Genomic DNA, 19,237 nt, shown 5'->3' on the forward strand with positions numbered 1-19,237 from the left:
AGAGAATGACTCCCGCCATAAAGACCATCAATTAGTTAAGTTTGATTCGAAGCACATGGTATGGCTTGGTTGAACCTTCTTCGCCTTCGTTGAAAGCAGGGTGGAAGTGAAGAGAGTTTTGAGTGACGTACAAGTAATCACCCTGGATAGAGAAACCATCTGCCCATGACAATAACTTGTCATCTTGTGCAAAGATTTTGTAGCCGTCTTTATTCACCACACCAACAGCATTTTTCTCAATATCACCGACATAGATATCACCGTTATCTGCGATAATCATGCCATCACTTGGACGTTTTTCACTGAAAAATTCAATCTGCTCGGCCAATGCATCTTCACTAAGCGCTGTGTTAGCAAGAGCAGCGGCAGGAATACGGTAGATAGCACTACCATTGACTGTACCAAAATATAGCCATTCATTATTTGCATCAATAGTGATTGGATTCACACCAAGATAAAGCGCATCAACGCTACCATCTTCACGCTTTGTCGCCATACGAGAACTATCAATCACAACTTCATGCTCAGGTGAAAGCAGTGCTTTATTTGATTGCAAAACGCGGCGAGATTTACCTGTATTTAAATCTACAACAACAAAGGCAGGCGCAGCTTCGCCATACAGATTACCTAAACTCGTATCGGCAATGTACATCTGGTTACGCAGTGTATCTAATGCAAAATCCTGTAAAAAAGAGTTACCGACCTGTACGTCTTTTCCAATTTCAATGCGTTTAAATAGCTTATCGTTGACGGTATCCCATGCAACAATTTGCGAAGGCGAAGTTTCACTGCCCATATCTAACACCCACACAACACCATCATCGGTACTATCAATACCGATTACTGAAGCCAAACCAACCTCACCTTTATCTGGACCATCTGCCCAGTCTTGGGTTGGAAATGCTTTGGTTGAGCCATCCTTCATCAATTCAACAACACGAAGTTCAGGTGCATCAAGGGGTTGCATAGAAAGGAAAGTACGCCCCTGCTTCGTTACTGTAATGTTCCCTGGTCGTGTGCCATCAAGCTTGGCAACCACTTCGATATCAGCCGCTTGCGCTGTGTTAACTATCATCGCAGTCGCAAGTGTTAGTAAGATTTTGATATTTTTCATGTCGAGCCTCATTGGTGTTCTTTGATGCCCTAACCGTTTTAGTCAGGGCATAGTGCTATAACAAGCTTGTTTTATGTTGTCGTTACGCGATCTTAGTCATTTCGTTGACTGTGAAGCTTGCGACAGAGCCTTCCGTTGCTGTCATGTAGTCCGCAAGGTGCTGGTTGCCCATATGAGCCTGCCAAAGTTCACGTGATACCCAGTTTTCATAAAAAGTAAAATGCGCTGGGTTTTCGTTGTCTTGATGAAGGTCATAGTTGATGCAACCTTCTTCAGCGCGAGTAATGTCGATAAGCTTTAGTAGCTCGGCTTTCACCAGTTCAATTTTGTCGTCATTAGCTTTGATGTTTGCAACAATCGTTAATGTAGTCATGGGATGTTCCTTTTAAATTTGATACCGAAATCGTCGGTAATTTTGATGTCTTTAATGTTTTAGTGATAGGGCAACTCGTCATGTCATATTGAGTTACTCACTAAATGTAGTACAGGTACTACACTCAATTACTGACTTATATTGTAAATACTTTCAAATCTATTTTGATAATTGAATGTTTAAATACGTTAATTTTTAACTAAGCGATCTTGGTCATTTCGTTGACAGTGAAACTTGCGACAGAGCCTTCGGTTGCTGTCATGTAGTCAGCAAGGTGCTGGTTGCCCATATGAGCTTGCCAAAGTTCACGTGATACCCAGTTTTCATAAAAAGTAAAATGCGCTGGGTTGTCGTTGTCTTGATGAAGGTCATAGTTGATGCAACCTTCTTCAGCACGAGTTATCTCGATAAGTTTTAGTAGCTCAGCTTTCACAAGTTCAATTTTGTCGTCATTGGCTTTGATGTTTGCAACAATCGTTAATGTAGTCATAGGAGTTTCCTTCGTTCTGAGTTAGTGCCGTGCTTAGCGCACTGCGTTGTTGGTATGGAGGTATAATAGCGCGAACATTACCAATGAAAAACAGCCCATCAATTGAATAATTACCAATTAAAATTTGATAATAATCTTTTAATATTTCATGTGGTGCGATATAAAGGGATAGTCATTTTCAGATTTTGTTAACACACTGATTAAAAGGTAACGGTTATGCTCTTAGAGGATTTTCAGGTCATTTTAAAAGTCGCAGAGTTTCGCAGCATCACTGCTGCTGCGACAAATCTGGATATGCGCACGGCAACGGCAAGTGCGGCGGTGAAACGTGTTGAGGCATCATTAGGGGCTGAATTATTTGTACGAACGACTCGTCATTTACGCTTATCTTCTGCCGGCGAGCGTTATTTGCCTCAGTGTGAAGAGGCGTTGCAGATGCTTGAAAAAGCCAAAATGAACATGCGTGAAGAGCTAGGGATTATTGATGGAGAGATCCGCATCGCCCTTTCGTCTGATTTGGGCCGAAATGTGGTCACACCTTGGCTTGATGAATTTTTGTTGGACTACCCAGACGTTTCACTTCGCTCCAGTATCAGTGACAGCAACATCGATTTTTATCGAGATTCTGTTGATATGGCGCTGCGCTATGGCTCACCAACCGATGCGAGTATGTACGGTTTTAAAATTTGTGATGTGCCAAGGCTGTTGTGCGCCAGCCCGGAGTATTTAGCAAAATACGGTACTCCATCCGAGCCAGATGATCTGCTTGAACATAATGCCCTGTTTTACCAGTTACATGATATTTTGCAAAATGAGTGGTTGTTTAATGATGGAAAAGAGGACATTAAGGTAAAACTGAAAGGTAACAGAGCATCTAATGATGGCGATCTTGTTCGGCGCTGGTGTGTGGCGGGGAAAGGGGTAGCAATCAAGTCTTGCCTCGATATGGCCGATGACTTGCTAACAGGGAAAGTAGTCAATGTAATGGCAGACTATAAACCGACTTCCACTGAGCTTTGGTTAATATGCCCAAGCCGACAATCTATTACCCCAACCGTCCGCCTAATAAGGGATATGCTTAGAGAAAAGACCGAACAGATTCTAATCCAAATGAAGGACAAAGGGATTCTATTGGGTTAACTGTTGAGGTTGTGAGGGCGTGGAAATTGCCAGCCCTCAGTAAAGCGGTGATGGTCTTAACTACTGATGGTTGTCCAACCACTCACGAGTCACATCATCAACCGCTAATCCCGCACGGCAAACCTTGTAATCCAATTCTGCGATGATTTCATTTGAAAAGCGCAATTGATCTAGCTGTGCCAACTGTGCTGGGGTAAATACGATTGATCTTTCTTGTCGAAGTAATAATATGGCGCGATCAACGCTACCCAATAATCCTTTGGGCTCTTTTAATTCACGGATAGTAAATAGGTGGTGCAAGAACTGTGGTTTCCACAATGGCACAATAACCCACTCATTATTTTCAACCGCACGTTCGTAGGCACCAAAGCAATCCTCTTCTGAACCAGAGTGAAAATGATAACCCACATCGCTTAATCCATATTGGTCCATCATTTCAATAGAGAATCGGGTAATGCCAGCACCTGGGTTAATACCTTGAATGTGTTTGTTGGTGCGCTTAACGACTTCTGGTTTTAATAGGTCACTGATTTGTGAAACAACCTCCTCAGGTACATAATCGGGCACCCCCCATAGAGCGTACGGTTTATAGTGCAAACCTAACTCTAACAAAGGCTCTACCGTTTCAACATCGGATTTATAGATACCGTGGCTTGAAGGTAACCAGGCAGAAGAGAGCATGTCGATACGGCCCACTTTTAGATTTTGGAAATTTTCTTGATGTGGTGCGTAGACACGTTCCACCTGAAAACCCATATCAGTTAAGACATGGCTAACTATCGATGCAGTAACGCGATGAAAAGATAAATCGGTAATCCCGAGATTGATAATGTTAGACATAACGTGACCTTATGATAAAAGAAAAAGAGGTTTTAAAATCGCATTTAAAGTGCCGTGAGGCCGGAATAGAGCATCTTTGTTCCCGTAAGAAACAGAACGCTATAACTTATCTTGTAAATCAACTGTTGAGAGATGATATTCACCATCCACACACCGGCTCTAACCCCTAAAAACGCAATCGGCACCAAAACTAACGAGGTCATCAAGTTTTGCATATCGAGCAGCCCCATATAGCTGTATGGGATCAACTTAATAAAATTAAGCACCGTGAAAAATACTACGCTGGTGCCGATTAATTGTTCTTTCGGCAGATTTTTTGGCAGTAGATGCATGCTTGCAGGCGGACCACCGGCATGGGCAATTGTACTGGAAAACCCAGACAACATACTTAAGGCATAGCCCTTTATCGGGTGGCTAAATTGAACCTGCTTTAGCAGAAACTTTTGTGTTAAAAAGACCAAAGCCAGCCCCCCAATGATAAGTTCAACTACAGATGTTGACAGACTACCCATAAAATAAGCAGCACTCATCACCCCCAAAATAGCGAAGGGCATCATACTTTTTAGCTCGACGTAATTGCAGTTCTTGCGGTGGTAAAACAGCGCCATTAAATCCATACCACACAATAATGGTAATAAAATCGCAGCGGCTTGAACTGGCGATACGCTCATCGCCATCAAAGGTACCGATAGCATCCCCAAAATACCGCCGACCCCTCCCTTGCCCATGCCATAGAAAAAAACGGCAGGTATCGCTGCAACATAAAACCAAAGGTCTGTGATCATGATATGTAAACCAAGAAAATACGTAGATGAAAACAAGTGTATTTGAGCAAAAAACTTTTAAAGCCATTGACTCAAATAAGGGGGTATACAAAGTTGGCTTAAGCGATTTGGGTCATTTCGTTTACAACGAAGCTAGCCACACAGCCTTCAGCTGCTGCCATATAATCGGCAAGGTGTTGATTACCCATATGTGCTTGCCAAAGTTCACGTGATACCCAGTTTTCGTAGAAAGTGAAGTGTGCTGGTTTTTCGTTGTCTTGGTGGAGGTCATAGTTGATGCAACCGTCTTCGGCACGAGTGACGTCGATTAATTTCAACAGCTCTGCTTTTACCAGTTCGATTTTGTCTTCATTGGCCACGATGTTTGCAACGATAGTTAGCTTAGTCATAGTGTGTTCCTTTGTATGGAGTTGAAGCAGCTGATGGTGTGCTGCGTTGTTGGTTTGGGTGTATATTACGGTGATTATTGCAAAGTAAAAACAGCCTAGAAATTGATTTATTATCAAATTTAGTTTGAGAATTGATTTTTAAGTCTGACCATAAAGAGGGAATTAGATCGCGTTGTGTGGTGATGTGCACGGTGTTTATCTATTTGTTTTTGATAATAATTCAAATAATACCGCGTTTTTACCGTGTAAAATTTGCCGTAGGATGGCCAAATCAATTTCAATTCATTGGATAAATAGCCATGTCACAGATACATTTTCAACAGGGCCCAATACGCCCACCATCAGAAGCAGACAGTTTGCTTATCAGAACCACACAAGGGTGCCCGTGGAATAAATGTAAGTTCTGCACCCTTTTTGAAGGCATGGAGTTCTCTATTCGTCCGGTTGAAGATATTAAGCGTGATATCTGGGCGGCGAGGGCGTTTTATAAAAACAGAACCTTTGATAGCTGTTTTTTGCAAGATGGCGACTCATTCGCCATGGAAACCCAAGACTTACTTGACGTGCTCAATACACTGAAAGAGGCTTTTCCGGAGCTTAAACAGATCAGCTCTTATGGCCGGGCGCAGACCATGACTAAAAAATCGCCAGCGGAGATGAAAGCAATCTGCGATGCTGGGCTAAACATGCTTTACTGCGGTATGGAGTCGGGATCTATCGAGGTTCTAAAACTGATGAAAAAGGGGATCACCCCGAAATCAATCTTGAAGTCAGCCGAATATGCCAAGCAAGCGGGTATGAAAATGATGACCTTCATTATCCTTGGCTTAGGTGGAAAAGAACTGTCAGAGCAACATATCGCAGCAACGGCCGAGCTACTGAATCAAATCAACCCAGACGAAATTCGCATACTCTCGCTGGCGGTTAAATCGGGAACTGAATTGGATGAGTTAGTACAAAACGGCCAATTTACACCACTAACAGAGCGAGAGATGCTTGAAGAACAATATCAGCTTATCAGCAAGCTAGACGGCATAACGGGTAATTATGGCAACTTCCATGGCATCAATGTATTGACGGAACTTAATGGACAATTACCACAAGATAAAGAGACATTTTTGCGCACCATTGAGCACTTTATGATGATGAGTGAAAACGACCAGAATAACTTTGTTTTAGGTCGCCGCATGCACTATTACGCCACACTGAGTGATATGCGAAATCAGCTTATGTATGACAGCGTACAAAAAGAACTAGACCGAATTAAGCTGCAAAATCTTGGCAATCTTGACGATATTTTCTATCAACTCCGCCAACGTATGATCTAATAGTAAGGAACAGCGCAATGATAAACAATCTAGATAATTGGACGATTCAAAATGAAAACCCAGAGCACTGGTCGTTTAAAAATGAAGTGCTTACAATGCAAGTTCAAGAGGGCAATATCTTTGGTGCTGGCGCTAATGATGTAAAAAACATCTTTATTTATCCGGTAGACAAGCCAGAATACAGCGCGGAGGTGACGATTAATCTAGATCCGAACCTCAGTTTCGAGCAGGCTGGACTAGGGATTTACTGGGACAATGATAACTATATAAAAATCAGTAAAGAGATGTTTATGGGTGCGCGATCGCTGGTGTTTGTTGTAGAACAAAATGGTCAGCCTGATATTAAACATCGCTTATTATTCGGTGAGTCGACAGTATCGGTAAAGCTTGAAAGAAGCGACACTAAAGTTCGCGCTTATTATCGAACGCAAGATAACGACACATGGCAGTCAATTATAAGCACTGCCGCACTATCAGGGCACGAGCAAGGCGTTATGCTTTACACCTTTAGCGGCAGAATCACTGTGCCCAACTTTGCTGAATTTAGTGAGTTTGAGCTAACTGATTTGAACTAATGTGCATCCCGCATAAGATGAACTGGCCTGCTCCATTAATAAAGATTGAGTGGGTTAGTTAAGTGACGTTGCCATACTTTTAATGATCCATGTGTTGCTGAATTAGCAATTTCGCTAAAACGGAATTGTCCAGAACCTTGCTGGCGGGACGATGTAACTCAGAAATGCCCCATTGCTTGCCAGTAACGTTCAACTTCACAAATCACAGTGTGGTGGTTTGACCTACTTTTTCTTGTCTGTGTAATGTCTGTTAATCTGGGTGCCTTACCATTTAAGTACTAACGGTACAATAACTTAACCACGGTAGTTGGCGCTGCCCAGCACTTCACGCGCCGTTTGCTGGTAATAATAAGGATTTAAGAGGCTATATGAAAAGAAGCATTCCCGCACCAGTAATAGCGGTTTTATCAAACAATTTAGCTGCGCTTGAAACCCATGCAAGTCTAGATAATCTTTTTCTGTATGCTGATGCACCAGGAGAACCACCTGAAGGTTCAAAACCTGTCAAAGTGCAAGCGTGGCTAAGGCTCATTAATAAAGAGTCAGATGACCCGCTAAAGGTTCTTGGTAAGCTAATTGAGACGTTCATGGAGTTGCCAGAGCAAGAAGAGGAAGATGTTTTATTGTGGGGAACTAACGTTACCAATCACAAAAAAGAATTCAAAGGAAAGCTCGAATCAATTCTTTCACAGTGCAATCTGACTTACATCGCTGGCGGTCTTGTATCTGATGGTAGTTCTGCTCCGAGTCGCTCGTTATCAGATTTAATTAAAGGTAGAGACATTCCCTCGATTGAAGCCGAATTTACAAGGGCACTAGCAAACGTAAACTCTGAACCTAGAGAATCAGTATCAGCAGCATGTAACATTTTGGAATCAATATTTAAGGTATACATTGCGGACGAACAATTAGACAAACCCCAGAAGCAAGACTTACAAAATGTTTGGAAGGTTGTGCGTGGCGACTTAGGTTTTGACCCTAAGTTAGTTCAGGACGACGATCTCAAAAAGGTACTATCGGGAATCCTATCGATTGTTGATGGTATTGGTGCTTTCCGTACACATGCTAGCTCCGCGTACGGTGAGGGACGTATTATGTATAAATTAAAGCCTCGTCATGCTCGATTAGCAGTTCATTCAGCCCATACAATAGCAATGTTCGTGCTTGAGACTTGGGACGAAAAACGTGAGTCAGCGAGACAACAAACGACTATGACAGATACTTGCTGGGAATGATCATGGCAAACACACTCTTGCCCCAATGTGTGTTTCGACCCCGCTAAGCGCTATCGGTTAACATGACTTTTTCAAGAATAAAACTATTACCAAAAGCCAATTGTTATACACCAGGTTGACTCAGCTCATTAGTTGAAATTCACTAAATTTAGCAAAATTCGGTGTGTTTGAACTTCCACTGAAGGTATAAAGCATCACTCCTTTTGCTAGTCCATTTAATGTCTTCGCAGATCCAATGACATGCCAAGACTGCTTTTGATTGCCTCCCAAGTAGGCTGTGATAGTACCCTCATTGTTTTCTAATCTAACTGAGGCTGTCGCGCCTTCAAATGAGCAGCGCTGTTTGATCTCAGGCCGACCATTTTGCTCTATAACAAACACAATCGAAAGCTCGCCCATGAACATTTCTTTGCTAATTTTGATGTAGTTGTTGTTGTCCCAGTAAATGCCTAAGCCAGCTTGTTCAAATGGCAAGGTTGGCTCTAAGGTGATGGTGACTTCTGCGCTATAATTGGGCTGAGATACGGGGTGGATGAATATGTTATCCACGTCACTTGAACCCGCGCCAAAAATATTGCCCTCTTGCACTTGCATCGACAACTGCCCATTTTCAAATGACCAATGGCTTGGGTTCTCATTTTATATGTACCAGTCGTTTAAATTCTTCATCTCGGACTCCTTGGGTCTAAATCATGCGTTGGCGAAGGCTATAAAAAATATCTTCAAGGTCACCAAGTTTTTGCTGCTCTATGCGCTTTAGCTGTTGCTGCACCGTGTCATACATAAGCGTATTGTTCATGTCATTCAGTGTTGCATAGTGGTGGGTGCGACGGCCTAAAATAAAGTTATTTTGCTCGTTTTCTTTCATCATCATGAAATGATCAATGGTACGCAAAAATGTCTCTTTATCTTGTGGTAATTGTCCATTAAGTTCCGTCAATACATTGATGCCATGGAAGTTGCCATAATTACCCGTTATGCCGTCTAGCTGCGATACCTGCTGTGTTCTTTTATGGGATGGGAAAAGGCGGTGTTGGAGGAATTTTGGGTATGCTCTCGGTGCCACTAATGGCAATGAGTGTTTCGCCTGTCCAAGCTGCTGCTATTTTATTGCCACTTTTATGTGGAATGGATCTAATGGCGCTGTTTTATCATCGTAAAAATTGCAATTATGCCGAACTCAAAGTCATGATGCCTTTTGCGGTATTAGGGGTTATGGCCGCTTCTTACTTCATGGGCAGTCTTCCGACACACATTGTTGAACTAATGATTGGTGGATTGGCGCTGACTTTTCTGGGGCAAAAGTTATTGTTGAAGCAATCAGGTTCACCTAACCGAATCAAAGGCTATGCATTAAACCTATTATCAGGTTTTTCGAGTACGATAGCTCATGCTGGGGGGCCGCCAGCAAGCATGTATTTGCTACCCAAGAAACTGCCTAAAGAGCAACTTATCGGCACCAGCGTTGTGTTTTTCGCTGGGCTTAATTTTGTTAAGATAGTCCCATACAGTTATATGGGACAGCTTGATACACAAAACTTGATGACCTCACTCGTACTTGTACCTATTGCATTTCTGGGGGTGAGAACCGGTGTTTGGTTGGTTAACATCATCACTCAAGAGCTGATTTACAAAATCAGCTATAGCGTATTATTCATTACGGCTATAAAAATGTTGTACTCTGGAGTCACCACGCTATAAGTCATCGGCAGTATCTATAGCACTCCTTTTTCTGCTAATTGCTCAAGTATCACGTTAGTTTTCTCTCTAAAGAAATCTCTTAACAGCCGAACCGTTGGTGTGATGGACTGACGGCTCGGGCAAACCAACCAGAGTTCAGTCGGCGTTGGTTTGTACTCTTTCATAATACTCACCACTCGACCTGCTAAAAGGTCATCAGACATATCAAGGCACGATTTGATTGCCACCCCTTTACCAGCAACACACCAACGCCTCACCAGATCGCCATCATTCGAAGCTCTATTGCCTTTCAGTTTTACCTTATGAGTCGTATCCTCATGACTGAATAACCACTCATTTTGCAACACATCATGCAATTGATAAAACAACGCATTGTGCTCAAGTAGATCGTTCGGCTGAGTGGGTGCTTGATTTTCCGCTAAATAGCTAGGGCTTGCACACAGCACTCTCGGTACATCACAGATTTTAAAGCCATACATATTGGCATCGGTTGGTGAGCCATAGCGCAGAGCCATGTCGACAGAATCACGGTAGAAATCAATATTGCTATCGCTAATACTTGAACGCAGTGAGACATTCGGGTACTGCAATAAAAACTCATCTAACCAAGGAGTAATAAGGTTACGTCCCAAATCAGACGATAGCGCGATACGAATTTCACCATCAATAATGCCCAAATCTTCATGCATATTCATTTTGGCCCGCTCAAGCATCTTTAGCGCTTCTTCACACTGAGGTAAATAACGCTCACCAGCAGAGGACAATCGCAAGTGACGGGTTGTACGGACAAAAAAAGCTCCGCGCCCAGTGATGCCTCAACGCGCTTTACCGCTGCACTGGCTGTGGCGGTACGCATATCTAAATTGGTTGCCGCTGCGGTGATGCTGCGAAACTCCGCAACTTTCAAAATAACCTGTAAATCTTCTAAGAGCATGATGAGACCTTCATTCGAAAAAGGGGCAGCAGTAAATGCTACGTTGCTGCTATTTATAAAGCAGTCTTAACAACAGAACAATACATATTCAATTTATTTTTGATAATAATTCAAATTAAAGCCTGTTTTTAATTTTTAATAACTCGCCTACCATAATCTCATTCGAACGACCCCGAATAAACACAAGACCAAGCGCATAACGTTTATGATTATCAAGTTATTTTAGATAATGTTTAAAAAATAATTAGATAATCAATGACAATTCTTTGTCTACACTGATTGGTATTGCCAGTGCTTACAGCAACCCACATCAATAAGGTATTGTTTTTTAGGGTTATTATTGTTGTTAACAAGTAGAGAGATAAAGGAAATAAAGATGACTAAATTGACTATTGTTGCAAATATTGTTGCGAACGAAGATAAAGTTGAACTGGTTAAAGCAGAGCTATTAAAGTTGATTGATATCACGCGTGCTGAAGAAGGCTGCATTAACTACGACCTTCATCAAGATAACGAAAACCCAGCACATTTTATGTTCTACGAGAACTGGCAATCTCGCGAACTGTGGCAAGCACATATGGGTAATACACATTTAGCTGAATACATGGCTGCAACAGAAGAAGCGGTAGCAAGCTTTACCTTGAACGAAATGACACAGGTCGCATGATATGACGCACCAAATAATTAAAGATCTGGAGCAACGTTATACTGCTAAACGATACGATGCGACTAAGCGTATTCCACAAGAAGACTTAAGTGTGATTTATCAGGCTATTCGTCTATCAGCGTCTTCAATTAACTCTCAACCATGGAAGTTCATAATAATTGAAAGCAATGAAGCCAAAGAACGAATGAACAAAACTTTCAAGAACAAACACCAGTTTAATCAGCCACACATTAATGCAGCATCACATATTATTTTATTTGCTCACAATACTCGCTATACGCGTGCAGACTATGAAAAAGTTGTCGATAAAAGCATTAAAGACGGTAGATTAGATCCTGAAAATCGTGAACAAGCATTTGGTGGGTTTGCATTTGCCGAGTTAAACACGAGTGAATCAGGTGATACAACTGCATGGACAAAAGCCCAAACCTACCTTGCATTAGGTAATACTCTACATACTTTGGCACGATTAAATATCGATTCCACAACGATGGAAGGTGTTGATTCAGATCTAATTGGTGAAGAGTTTGAAGAGGAACTTGGTGGCTATCAATGCGACGTTGCTTTGGCGATGGGCTATCATCATAAAGATGAAGATTACAATGCAAATTTACCAAAGTCGCGCTTAGACCTTGATACTGTTTTGACGGTTTTGTGAACCTAATGACCTATCCTGAAATGGACTGACACTTGTCAATTTTAACGCTTGATGTCGTTTATCGAGCGTTATTTGAAGAAGTATGTGGTCTAAGTTTATTGTTGTGGGTAGGTGAATTGAGCCATTACATTAGCGACTTTGCAATACCCTAAATAATCCGTTAAACGCTAATTTACCAATCTATATAGCTCACTTATGTCCAATAGTTACTTAGGACAAACCAACATACTACAATAGGAAATTTTTCCGGCTTAGTTATTCGTTATCTTCACTCAATGCAAATTTGATCTCGTCAGAAGAGAACCCCTTTCGACTTAGCATCGCGTAAGCCTTAGAGCGTTCTTTATGATCGTTTAGGTCATAAGGCTTCTTCTGCAACTGTTCTATACACGAAGAATAGAAATCTAGCTGCTCTTCATTAATCAATCGGTCGATGAGCGATGACAGTTCACTTGTGTCAATTTGTCGTTGTCTAAGTTCTTGCTGAATGGCAGTCAGTCCCTTGCCTTTACGAGCGTACTTGAGCACCTCTTTTTCCAAGTCGGCTTTCTCGGCCTTAATTTGAATGTTACTTTTCAGTTGATGCGCTTGTGGGTGCTGGTCAATCGCTACCTTAACTTGTTGATAGCTAAAGCCACGCTTTTGCAGGGTCGCGACAAGCTTTTCACGGCTCATGGTAAAACTTGTATAGTAATGGTTGATGCGGTCTATCAGGATGGTCTGTTCATCAATAGACTTTTCGAAAGACACCTTATGGATTGCATCAGAAATCACTGAATCGGTCAGGCCTTTCTTCTTCAATTTTTCGACAATATATCGAGAACCGAATTCACCAGAAAAAGCTTGTTCCACGAATTGTTCAGCAAACACTTGGTCAGACTTGAGATACCCGAAGCCTTTCAGTGTCCCTAGAGTTTCATCGATCCATTCTTGATTGTCGGTTTTCACTTTGAGCTTCGCAACCAACTCGCTTTCCGTCATATCTCGCTGAGTTAAATGCCACATCGCAGAGTTCATGACGCTTTCGATTCGGGTCGCTTTTCTTACAGGTGTATTTCTAGTATTCGTTTTTTGCTGTGAATCATCCATTCGATTTCAACTGTCCAAACTAAGCCTACCCCATCATAACGTAATTCTAAGGCGGTTGAGTGACATAAAAGAATGAAGCTCAATATAAACGGCAGCCAATAAAAATGGACGCTTATTCAGCGTCCATTTGATATCACATTAAGAATGTCGACTCTAAGCTACGCTTAGCTTTGACGTATTAGCTTTATTCGTAATAGCTCTTTTCGAAATCGCTTTTCGTATTAGCTCTTTCGTTTAGCTCTCTTCGTGATTGTAAATATGCACATCTCGTTGAGGGAATGGGATCGTGATACCTTCTTCATCGAAGCGTTTCTTCACGGTTTCCGTCACATCCCAATACACATCCCAATAGTCATCGGTCTTAACCCAAGGTCTGACGACAAAATCAACAGAAGACGTATTCAAGGTATGAAGCTTGATCATATGCTCTGGTTTTTTCAACACTAGAGGGTGTGCAAGAATGATGTCGTTCAATACCGCTTTCGCTTTATCGATATCATCTGAATAACCAATACCGAAAACCATATCAACACGTCTTACACGTTCTGCCGTGATGTTGTTGATCACGTCACCCCAAATCTTGTTGTTTGGGATCACCAAGCGTTGGTTATCAATGGTTTGAACAGTCGTCGATACTAAGCTCATGTCTTTTACCGTGCCTTGCACGCCTGCCACTTTAACCATGTCACCGACGTCATAAGGACGGTAGATCAAGATCATCAAACCCGATGCAAAGTTAGATAGTGTGTCTTGCAATGCGAAACCAATGATGACACCGGCTACACCGAAACCAGTAAGAAGAGGTGCTAGCTCTATCCCTATTTGAGACAGTGCAATAAGCAAACCGATAAACACGACTGCTTTAGATGCGATGGATACAAAGAAGTCCTGCATCAATACACTGAAGTCCATTTTAGAGTGCGAAACACTCTTACGAACGGTTTTGCGAGCCACGTTAGCAATAAGGCGAGTTACATACAAAATACCGAGAAACAGAGCAAGTTTAACGATAAAAGAAGGGGTATTTTCAAAAGCCCATGAACTGAACGAACGAAGCCAACCATCCAACAGCTCCAGTGCAACATCAACATCCAACACATCGGCGTTAATGTCACCTGTCGTCGCTAGCAAAACACGTTTGTACGAAGTCACATCCACGCCAAACGGTTCCATTAGCGTGATGGTTTCTTCTAAGCTCGCGACCATAACGCTAGTGCGCTCGCTGAAACGTTCAAGCTCCTTTTTAATCGTCGCTTTCTCTTCTTCATTCACAAAAGACAAACGCGCTTCTAGATCTTGTCGCTGTGTGTCTGTGTAAAGAATGGCATTTGTCAGGTATTTAGAACGAGCAATTAACGCCGTTTTAAGTTCACCTTCAGGAACAGCAACATCAACACCACGCTCTTTCGACCAATTTAAGGTCTTAGCAAGCTGCTGATAATAGACATCCATCATTCCGATTCGTTTTTGAATACGCAATTCAAGGCGTTTTTTAGCGTCACCTTCAGCTGAACGGTTTTCTTTACTCATTGAAACGATTTTAGTTTCATTCAACGACAGCAATTTTTGTAGCAGTTCGACCTGCTGAGCAAGAGTGACATCCAGCCCCTCTTTTTTATCTGACGATAGCTGTGAAAAAATCTCTTCGCGTAGGCCCTGATTCTTACGCCTTAAGATATCTTCAAGAAAGGGCTTCTCAGCATCATGCGCCGTTTCTAATGTTGCTAGATCGAGCATTAACTGATCTTGTACTTCTGCGATTTTCTCAACGCTCTGCGCATAACTTCCAAATGCGACAAACGCCAACATTAACAATAGACAACGCCAAACCTTCATCATATTAATTCCTATCACTGTCTAAATTGACCCTATAAATAGTAGTAAAAAGAATATGGATAACAAGTATTTAAACGTATGTTATGTTAAAAATTCGCAAATTATCAGCCTGCTTCTAATATTTGAGAGTTCCAATCCCCTCTTATGACCTGTAGAGTACGCATCCAACAAAGAACAACAGCCAATATCTTCATTCGAGCACAGCACTAAAGCGCCCTAAATACGATGTTGGCTCACAGCAAGAGAGCATAAAAATGAACAACGAACTTGATATTATTGAGTCTCTAGAAGAACTAGAGCAATTCCTAATTTCAGTGGAAGCTGGCGGTTTAGGCCTTGAAGGCGTTGAAGGTGTAGGCATGGCAACCAATAATTCAGATGGTCGTCACTTCGTTGCTGTATTCAATAGCAGCCATAAAGTTCTGCTTGCTCGCTGGATCACCAAAGAGGTGTTTGATAACGGTAAAGACTTGGTACGTAACGGCCCTCGCCGCACTCACTAAGCCTTTCCAATAGCACCAATGATTAAAGCCCAACACGTTCACTGACGATCTGTTGGGCTTTTTTGTATCGCATGTCCCGTCCTGATAGTTAATAAACCACTCAATACAGAATAATTAGCGATAACTTTCAGTTGTTGTGAACTTTAGCTACAGCTCAATGTCGTATTCGCGTGAATTGGTGTTTATGCGTCTTTTATCGTGTATCTGCCGTTTCCCGCATTTATACATAGTTTCACTTTAACCATTTTATGACTTGTGGCACGAAGAGAACTTATCTAAGCTAACCACAATTCAATGAGCTTGCTTTAACGACTAACAGATTTGATTACTGACTAATTTGCTGAACACATCGCTACTTTTCTTATCCACACAGAACCGCCGACAAAAGCATTCGCTTTGGGCGCTCTTCCTTACCGGACTGGTTATCGTAACTTGTCTGGCGAGCACTCTGGCCGTCAAGAAAGTATCGTTATCTGCATCCGCTAATGGCCAATCAGTCCTAGTTGGCACACAAACTCATACAGAAACCAGTAATCCCCAAACCAACATCGCTTCTTCAGAAAAAATGGCTGCTCTATACGCCAGCGTTTTCGGCTTAGAAGCCTCAAAAATGTTAACGTCCCCCAATTCAAATTCATGCAGCCTAAGTTCGAAAATGCTGACCTTTGCCGCCCCAAAAACCGGCTGGCTGATCCCATTCGTACTTATTATTGCTGTTGCGTTTAACTTACCTCCTCACATCTCGAGATTATCTAGAGACAATCATCGCTCTACTCGACCGACAAAACACCGATTGCATCTAAAGCACTGTATATTTAGAGAGTAAATAACCGGGCTACTACACCCTTTTATTTATTTTTTGGAGATACATTTGTGTACAACACACTACTAACTAAGTTTGTCGATTCATTGGCATTCTCTATGCGTACATGCGCGAAAACCTTAGTCACTGCCCTTTTGGTTATGACGTCATTTACCGCCTTGGCACAGACAACGGGCTGGCTTAGTGTGCCTGAGCATCCGCCTGTTAAAATGCGAATGATGTCGACGGGTGAACAGTCGGATGACGGCTCTAAGATCCAAACCGTGCTCGATGTCGTGCTCGACGGCGACTGGAAAACCTATTGGCGCAGCCCAGGCGAAGGTGGCATTCCGCCAAGCTGGGACTGGTCTGGTTCAACAAACATTGAGTCAGTAGAGTGGCACTGGCCGATACCTAAATACTACGAGCAGCTTGACGTCATGACGTTAGGCTACAAAAAACATGTCAGCTTTCCTGTCACTTTATCCCTGAAAGACAACACGAAGCCTGCGATATTCAGGGCATCGTTTACCTTTCCGTCGTGTACCAATATCTGTGTGTTAACCGATTACGATATCGAACTGCCGATTGACCCACAAACTTTAGCGCTCGATGAAGAAGCGATGTTCTTGTTCAACCAAGGCATGAGCCAATCTCCACGAGAAGCTAATCGCACTTCAGTCAATGGTCTATTTTGGGACAAGAGCAAGCAGCAACTGGTTACTCAGCTGACAAGTAAAAATGGCTGGGATAAGCCGATGGTGTTGATTGACGGGCAAGAAGTGATTGATGACTTCTTCTCTCAACCAAGCGTCCACATCACAGACAATACAATGACGGCCGTATTTGATGTGAGCAACTGGATAGGTGAAGTCGACTTAACGGACCGTAACGTGAGTGTCACCGTTTCAGACACTAATTTCGCCGAAGAGATGACGGCCAAAGTTGGCTCAGAACCGATCGCTTACCAAACAAGCAACAACGGCTTTTTGGCGATGATAGGCTTCGCTTTAATTGGTGGTTTGATCCTCAACATCATGCCATGTGTGTTGCCAGTCTTAGGAATGAAATTAAACAGCATCATTCAAAACCAAGGTGCATCTAATCGTCATATTCGACTCTCATTCTTAGCTTCTGCTTCAGGTGTCATTACATCATTTGCGCTGTTAGCCCTAGGTATGACCGCTCTAAAAATGGGTGGTAATGCGATTGGTTGGGGAATCCAGTTCCAAAATGTTTGGTTCATCGGGTTCATGCTGATCATCACTTTGCTGTTCTCGATTAATCTACTTGGATTATTTGAATTCAGACTACCATCAGGTTTAAACACTTGGATGGCAACCAAAGGCGATGACTCACATTCAGGCCACTTTATTCAAGGCATGTTTGCGACGCTGTTGGCAACGCCGTGTAGTGCTCCGTTCTTAGGAACCGCAGTTGCTTATGCACTTGGGGCAAGCTACCAAGAGTTGTGGGCTATCTTTATCGCACTCGGCATCGGTATGAGTGCACCTTGGTTGATTTTCGCGCTGTTCCCGAGTCTTACAAAACTGCTTCCAAAACCTGGGGCATGGATGTTCAGAGTTAAGCTGGTATTTGGCTTAATGATGTTCATTACCAGTCTATGGTTAGCAAGCCTAATGAGCCCATTTATTGGTAAATTCCCGACGATCCTGTTGTCACTGTTTATCGTGATTACAGTATTGATTTGGATTGGCCGTAAGTTGGGCCGCAAGGTACTTATTCCTATCGTCGCAACCACAACCTTGGTGTTTGGTGCTGCATTGATCGTCGGTAGTGTCACCGCTGATAACTGGGCGACACCGATTGTTGACGATCTCGCTTGGCAAAAGCTGGATGCGAAGCAAATCCCTCAGCTCGTTGATGAAGGCAAAACGGTGTTTGTTGATGTGACTGCTGATTGGTGTATCACTTGTAAAGCCAACAAGATCGGCGTCATCCTTCAAGACCCTGTCTACAGTCACCTACAGCAAGAAGACATTGTTTTGATGAAAGGTGATTGGACAACACCAAGTGAAAGTGTCACTCAATACTTACAAAGTAATGGGCGATTTGGTGTGCCATTTAATATCGTCTACGGCCCGAGCTATAAAAGCGGTATTCCACTGCCTGTCATTCTCAACAGTGACACTGTTGTTCAAGCCATCGACGCTGCGAGATAACTGATGAAGACTCCCAACAATGAAGATAAATCTAGCACGACTGAAGACAACGCTGTAAAGGGTGAGGCCAAAAAGCCAAGTCGTCTTAAGAAGTGGGGAAAGGAACTGGTTTCAATGATATTGATCGTTGGCGTGGTTTCATTTGCCATGGACTTTTATCACAGCAGAAGTATGCCTCAAGGCGATGCGATTCCAATTGTGGGTCAATCGATCCAAGGCGAAGATATTGATGTTATCGAGCTAAGTAAAAATGGTAAGCCAGTCATTGTCTATTTTTGGGCGACTTGGTGTGGTGCCTGCAAATTTGTAAGCCCAACCGTCAATAGCTTCAGCGATTCCCATCAGGTGGTTTCGGTCGCTCTATCGTCTGGTCCAGACGAACGTGTCCAGCGCTACTTGGATGCAAAAGAGTATGACTTCCCTGTTATCAATGATCTTTCTGGAGCAATCAGCAGAAGTTGGGGCGTTAATGTCACTCCAAGCATCGTCATCATCAAAGACGGAAAGATAAGCAGTATCGCAACAGGCGTTACTTCTCCTATAGGGCTGTGGTTAAGAACCTACTTTGCCTAACTCGCTCACAAAGAAAAACAGA

At 42.6% G+C, this 19,237-nt stretch carries 20 protein-coding genes and 1 pseudogene; 10 read left to right on the top strand and 11 right to left on the bottom strand.

Going from position 1 to position 19,237, the window contains the following annotated elements; all coding sequences use genetic code 11:
* Nucleotides 1–31: 31 nt before the first annotated feature.
* From AB4274_RS12255 to AB4274_RS12265, 3 genes are all read right to left on the bottom strand, one after another.
* A complete protein-coding gene (locus AB4274_RS12255; protein WP_102475381.1) occupies nucleotides 32–1,114 on the bottom strand; it encodes an L-dopachrome tautomerase-related protein in 1,083 nt (360 codons plus the stop codon).
* An 82-nt stretch (nucleotides 1,115–1,196) separates the two neighbouring features.
* A complete protein-coding gene (locus AB4274_RS12260; protein ID WP_055026561.1) occupies nucleotides 1,197–1,487 on the bottom strand; it encodes a putative quinol monooxygenase in 291 nt (96 codons plus the stop codon).
* Nucleotides 1,488–1,686: 199 nt separating this feature from the next.
* The gene (locus AB4274_RS12265) at nucleotides 1,687–1,977 is read right to left on the bottom strand and encodes a putative quinol monooxygenase (RefSeq protein WP_102322248.1); all 291 of its coding nucleotides are present in this window, start codon (nucleotides 1,975–1,977) and stop codon (nucleotides 1,687–1,689) included.
* 216 nt (nucleotides 1,978–2,193) lie between these two features.
* Between AB4274_RS12265 and AB4274_RS12270 the strand changes: the two genes are divergently transcribed.
* Entirely contained in the window at nucleotides 2,194–3,117 is a 924-nt protein-coding gene (locus tag AB4274_RS12270) for a LysR family transcriptional regulator (protein ID WP_102490406.1), read from the top strand.
* Between the two features lie 60 nt (nucleotides 3,118–3,177).
* Here AB4274_RS12270 and AB4274_RS12275 read toward each other — a convergent pair whose 3' ends face one another.
* The 3 genes from AB4274_RS12275 to AB4274_RS12285 all read right to left on the bottom strand — a co-directional run bounded on the left by AB4274_RS12275 (nucleotide 3,178) and on the right by AB4274_RS12285 (nucleotide 5,131).
* Nucleotides 3,178–3,957, bottom strand: a complete 780-nt coding sequence (locus tag AB4274_RS12275) for a glycine betaine ABC transporter substrate-binding protein (protein WP_102322250.1) — start codon at nucleotides 3,955–3,957, stop codon at nucleotides 3,178–3,180.
* Between the two features lie 44 nt (nucleotides 3,958–4,001).
* Nucleotides 4,002–4,742 carry a sulfite exporter TauE/SafE family protein gene (locus AB4274_RS12280; RefSeq protein WP_372112142.1) on the bottom strand — a complete coding sequence of 247 codons (741 nt, stop codon included), beginning with the start codon at nucleotides 4,740–4,742 and terminating at the stop codon, nucleotides 4,002–4,004.
* Between the two features lie 98 nt (nucleotides 4,743–4,840).
* Entirely contained in the window at nucleotides 4,841–5,131 is a 291-nt protein-coding gene (locus AB4274_RS12285) for a putative quinol monooxygenase (protein WP_102322251.1), read from the bottom strand.
* A gap of 299 nt (nucleotides 5,132–5,430) precedes the next feature.
* On the opposite strand from AB4274_RS12285, the gene AB4274_RS12290 reads away from it, so the two are divergent.
* The 3 genes from AB4274_RS12290 (at nucleotide 5,431) to AB4274_RS12300 (ending at nucleotide 8,269) form a co-directional block, all read left to right on the top strand.
* On the top strand, nucleotides 5,431–6,459 hold the full coding sequence (locus tag AB4274_RS12290) for a radical SAM protein (protein ID WP_055023927.1): 1,029 nt from the start codon (nucleotides 5,431–5,433) through the stop codon (nucleotides 6,457–6,459).
* Nucleotides 6,460–6,476: 17 nt separating this feature from the next.
* Entirely contained in the window at nucleotides 6,477–7,034 is a 558-nt protein-coding gene (locus tag AB4274_RS12295; protein ID WP_198589518.1) for a DUF1349 domain-containing protein, read from the top strand.
* A gap of 368 nt (nucleotides 7,035–7,402) precedes the next feature.
* Nucleotides 7,403–8,269, top strand: a complete 867-nt coding sequence (locus AB4274_RS12300) for an abortive infection family protein (protein WP_372112144.1) — start codon at nucleotides 7,403–7,405, stop codon at nucleotides 8,267–8,269.
* 120 nt (nucleotides 8,270–8,389) lie between these two features.
* On the opposite strand, the gene AB4274_RS12305 is transcribed toward AB4274_RS12300, so the two are convergent.
* Nucleotides 8,390–8,863: a DUF1349 domain-containing protein gene (locus tag AB4274_RS12305; protein WP_372112146.1), complete on the bottom strand. Its 474-nt coding sequence runs from the start codon at nucleotides 8,861–8,863 to the stop codon at nucleotides 8,390–8,392.
* A gap of 91 nt (nucleotides 8,864–8,954) precedes the next feature.
* On the bottom strand, nucleotides 8,955–9,344 hold the full coding sequence (locus tag AB4274_RS12310; protein ID WP_170962819.1) for a hypothetical protein: 390 nt from the start codon (nucleotides 9,342–9,344) through the stop codon (nucleotides 8,955–8,957).
* Between AB4274_RS12310 and AB4274_RS12315 the strand changes: the two genes are divergently transcribed.
* A complete protein-coding gene (locus AB4274_RS12315) occupies nucleotides 9,320–9,970 on the top strand; it encodes a sulfite exporter TauE/SafE family protein (protein WP_372112163.1) in 651 nt (216 codons plus the stop codon). The two genes, AB4274_RS12310 and AB4274_RS12315, sit on opposite strands and share 25 nt — an antisense overlap.
* A gap of 14 nt (nucleotides 9,971–9,984) precedes the next feature.
* Here AB4274_RS12315 and AB4274_RS12320 read toward each other — a convergent pair.
* Nucleotides 9,985–10,904, bottom strand: a pseudogene (locus tag AB4274_RS12320) (LysR substrate-binding domain-containing protein).
* Nucleotides 10,905–11,280: 376 nt separating this feature from the next.
* On the opposite strand from AB4274_RS12320, the gene AB4274_RS12325 reads away from it, so the two are divergent.
* Both AB4274_RS12325 and AB4274_RS12330 read left to right on the top strand, forming a co-directional pair.
* Nucleotides 11,281–11,571, top strand: a complete 291-nt coding sequence (locus AB4274_RS12325; RefSeq protein ID WP_136974669.1) for a putative quinol monooxygenase — start codon at nucleotides 11,281–11,283, stop codon at nucleotides 11,569–11,571.
* A gap of 1 nt (nucleotide 11,572) precedes the next feature.
* Entirely contained in the window at nucleotides 11,573–12,229 is a 657-nt protein-coding gene (locus AB4274_RS12330; RefSeq protein WP_372112148.1) for a nitroreductase family protein, read from the top strand.
* A 255-nt stretch (nucleotides 12,230–12,484) separates the two neighbouring features.
* Here AB4274_RS12330 and AB4274_RS12335 read toward each other — a convergent pair whose 3' ends face one another.
* Both AB4274_RS12335 and AB4274_RS12340 read right to left on the bottom strand, forming a co-directional pair.
* Entirely contained in the window at nucleotides 12,485–13,318 is an 834-nt protein-coding gene (locus AB4274_RS12335; protein ID WP_372112150.1) for a RecX family transcriptional regulator, read from the bottom strand.
* Nucleotides 13,319–13,552: 234 nt separating this feature from the next.
* Nucleotides 13,553–15,157, bottom strand: a complete 1,605-nt coding sequence (locus tag AB4274_RS12340) for a mechanosensitive ion channel family protein (protein ID WP_050647849.1) — start codon at nucleotides 15,155–15,157, stop codon at nucleotides 13,553–13,555.
* Between the two features lie 251 nt (nucleotides 15,158–15,408).
* Between AB4274_RS12340 and AB4274_RS12345 the strand changes: the two genes are divergently transcribed.
* The 3 genes from AB4274_RS12345 to AB4274_RS12355 all read left to right on the top strand — a co-directional run bounded on the left by AB4274_RS12345 (nucleotide 15,409) and on the right by AB4274_RS12355 (nucleotide 19,215).
* The gene (locus AB4274_RS12345) at nucleotides 15,409–15,657 is read left to right on the top strand and encodes a hypothetical protein (protein WP_017062732.1); all 249 of its coding nucleotides are present in this window, start codon (nucleotides 15,409–15,411) and stop codon (nucleotides 15,655–15,657) included.
* A 921-nt stretch (nucleotides 15,658–16,578) separates the two neighbouring features.
* Nucleotides 16,579–18,642 (top strand): protein-disulfide reductase DsbD family protein, encoded by a 2,064-nt coding sequence (locus AB4274_RS12350; protein WP_372112165.1) that lies wholly within the window; start codon nucleotides 16,579–16,581, stop codon nucleotides 18,640–18,642.
* Nucleotides 18,643–18,645: 3 nt separating this feature from the next.
* Nucleotides 18,646–19,215 (top strand): protein disulfide oxidoreductase, encoded by a 570-nt coding sequence (locus AB4274_RS12355; RefSeq protein WP_372112152.1) that lies wholly within the window; start codon nucleotides 18,646–18,648, stop codon nucleotides 19,213–19,215.
* The last annotated feature ends 22 nt before the right edge of the window (nucleotides 19,216–19,237 follow it).

The sequence above is a fragment of the Vibrio sp. 10N.261.55.A10 genome, assembly GCF_041470825.1.
Classification (GTDB): domain Bacteria; phylum Pseudomonadota; class Gammaproteobacteria; order Enterobacterales; family Vibrionaceae; genus Vibrio; species Vibrio crassostreae_C.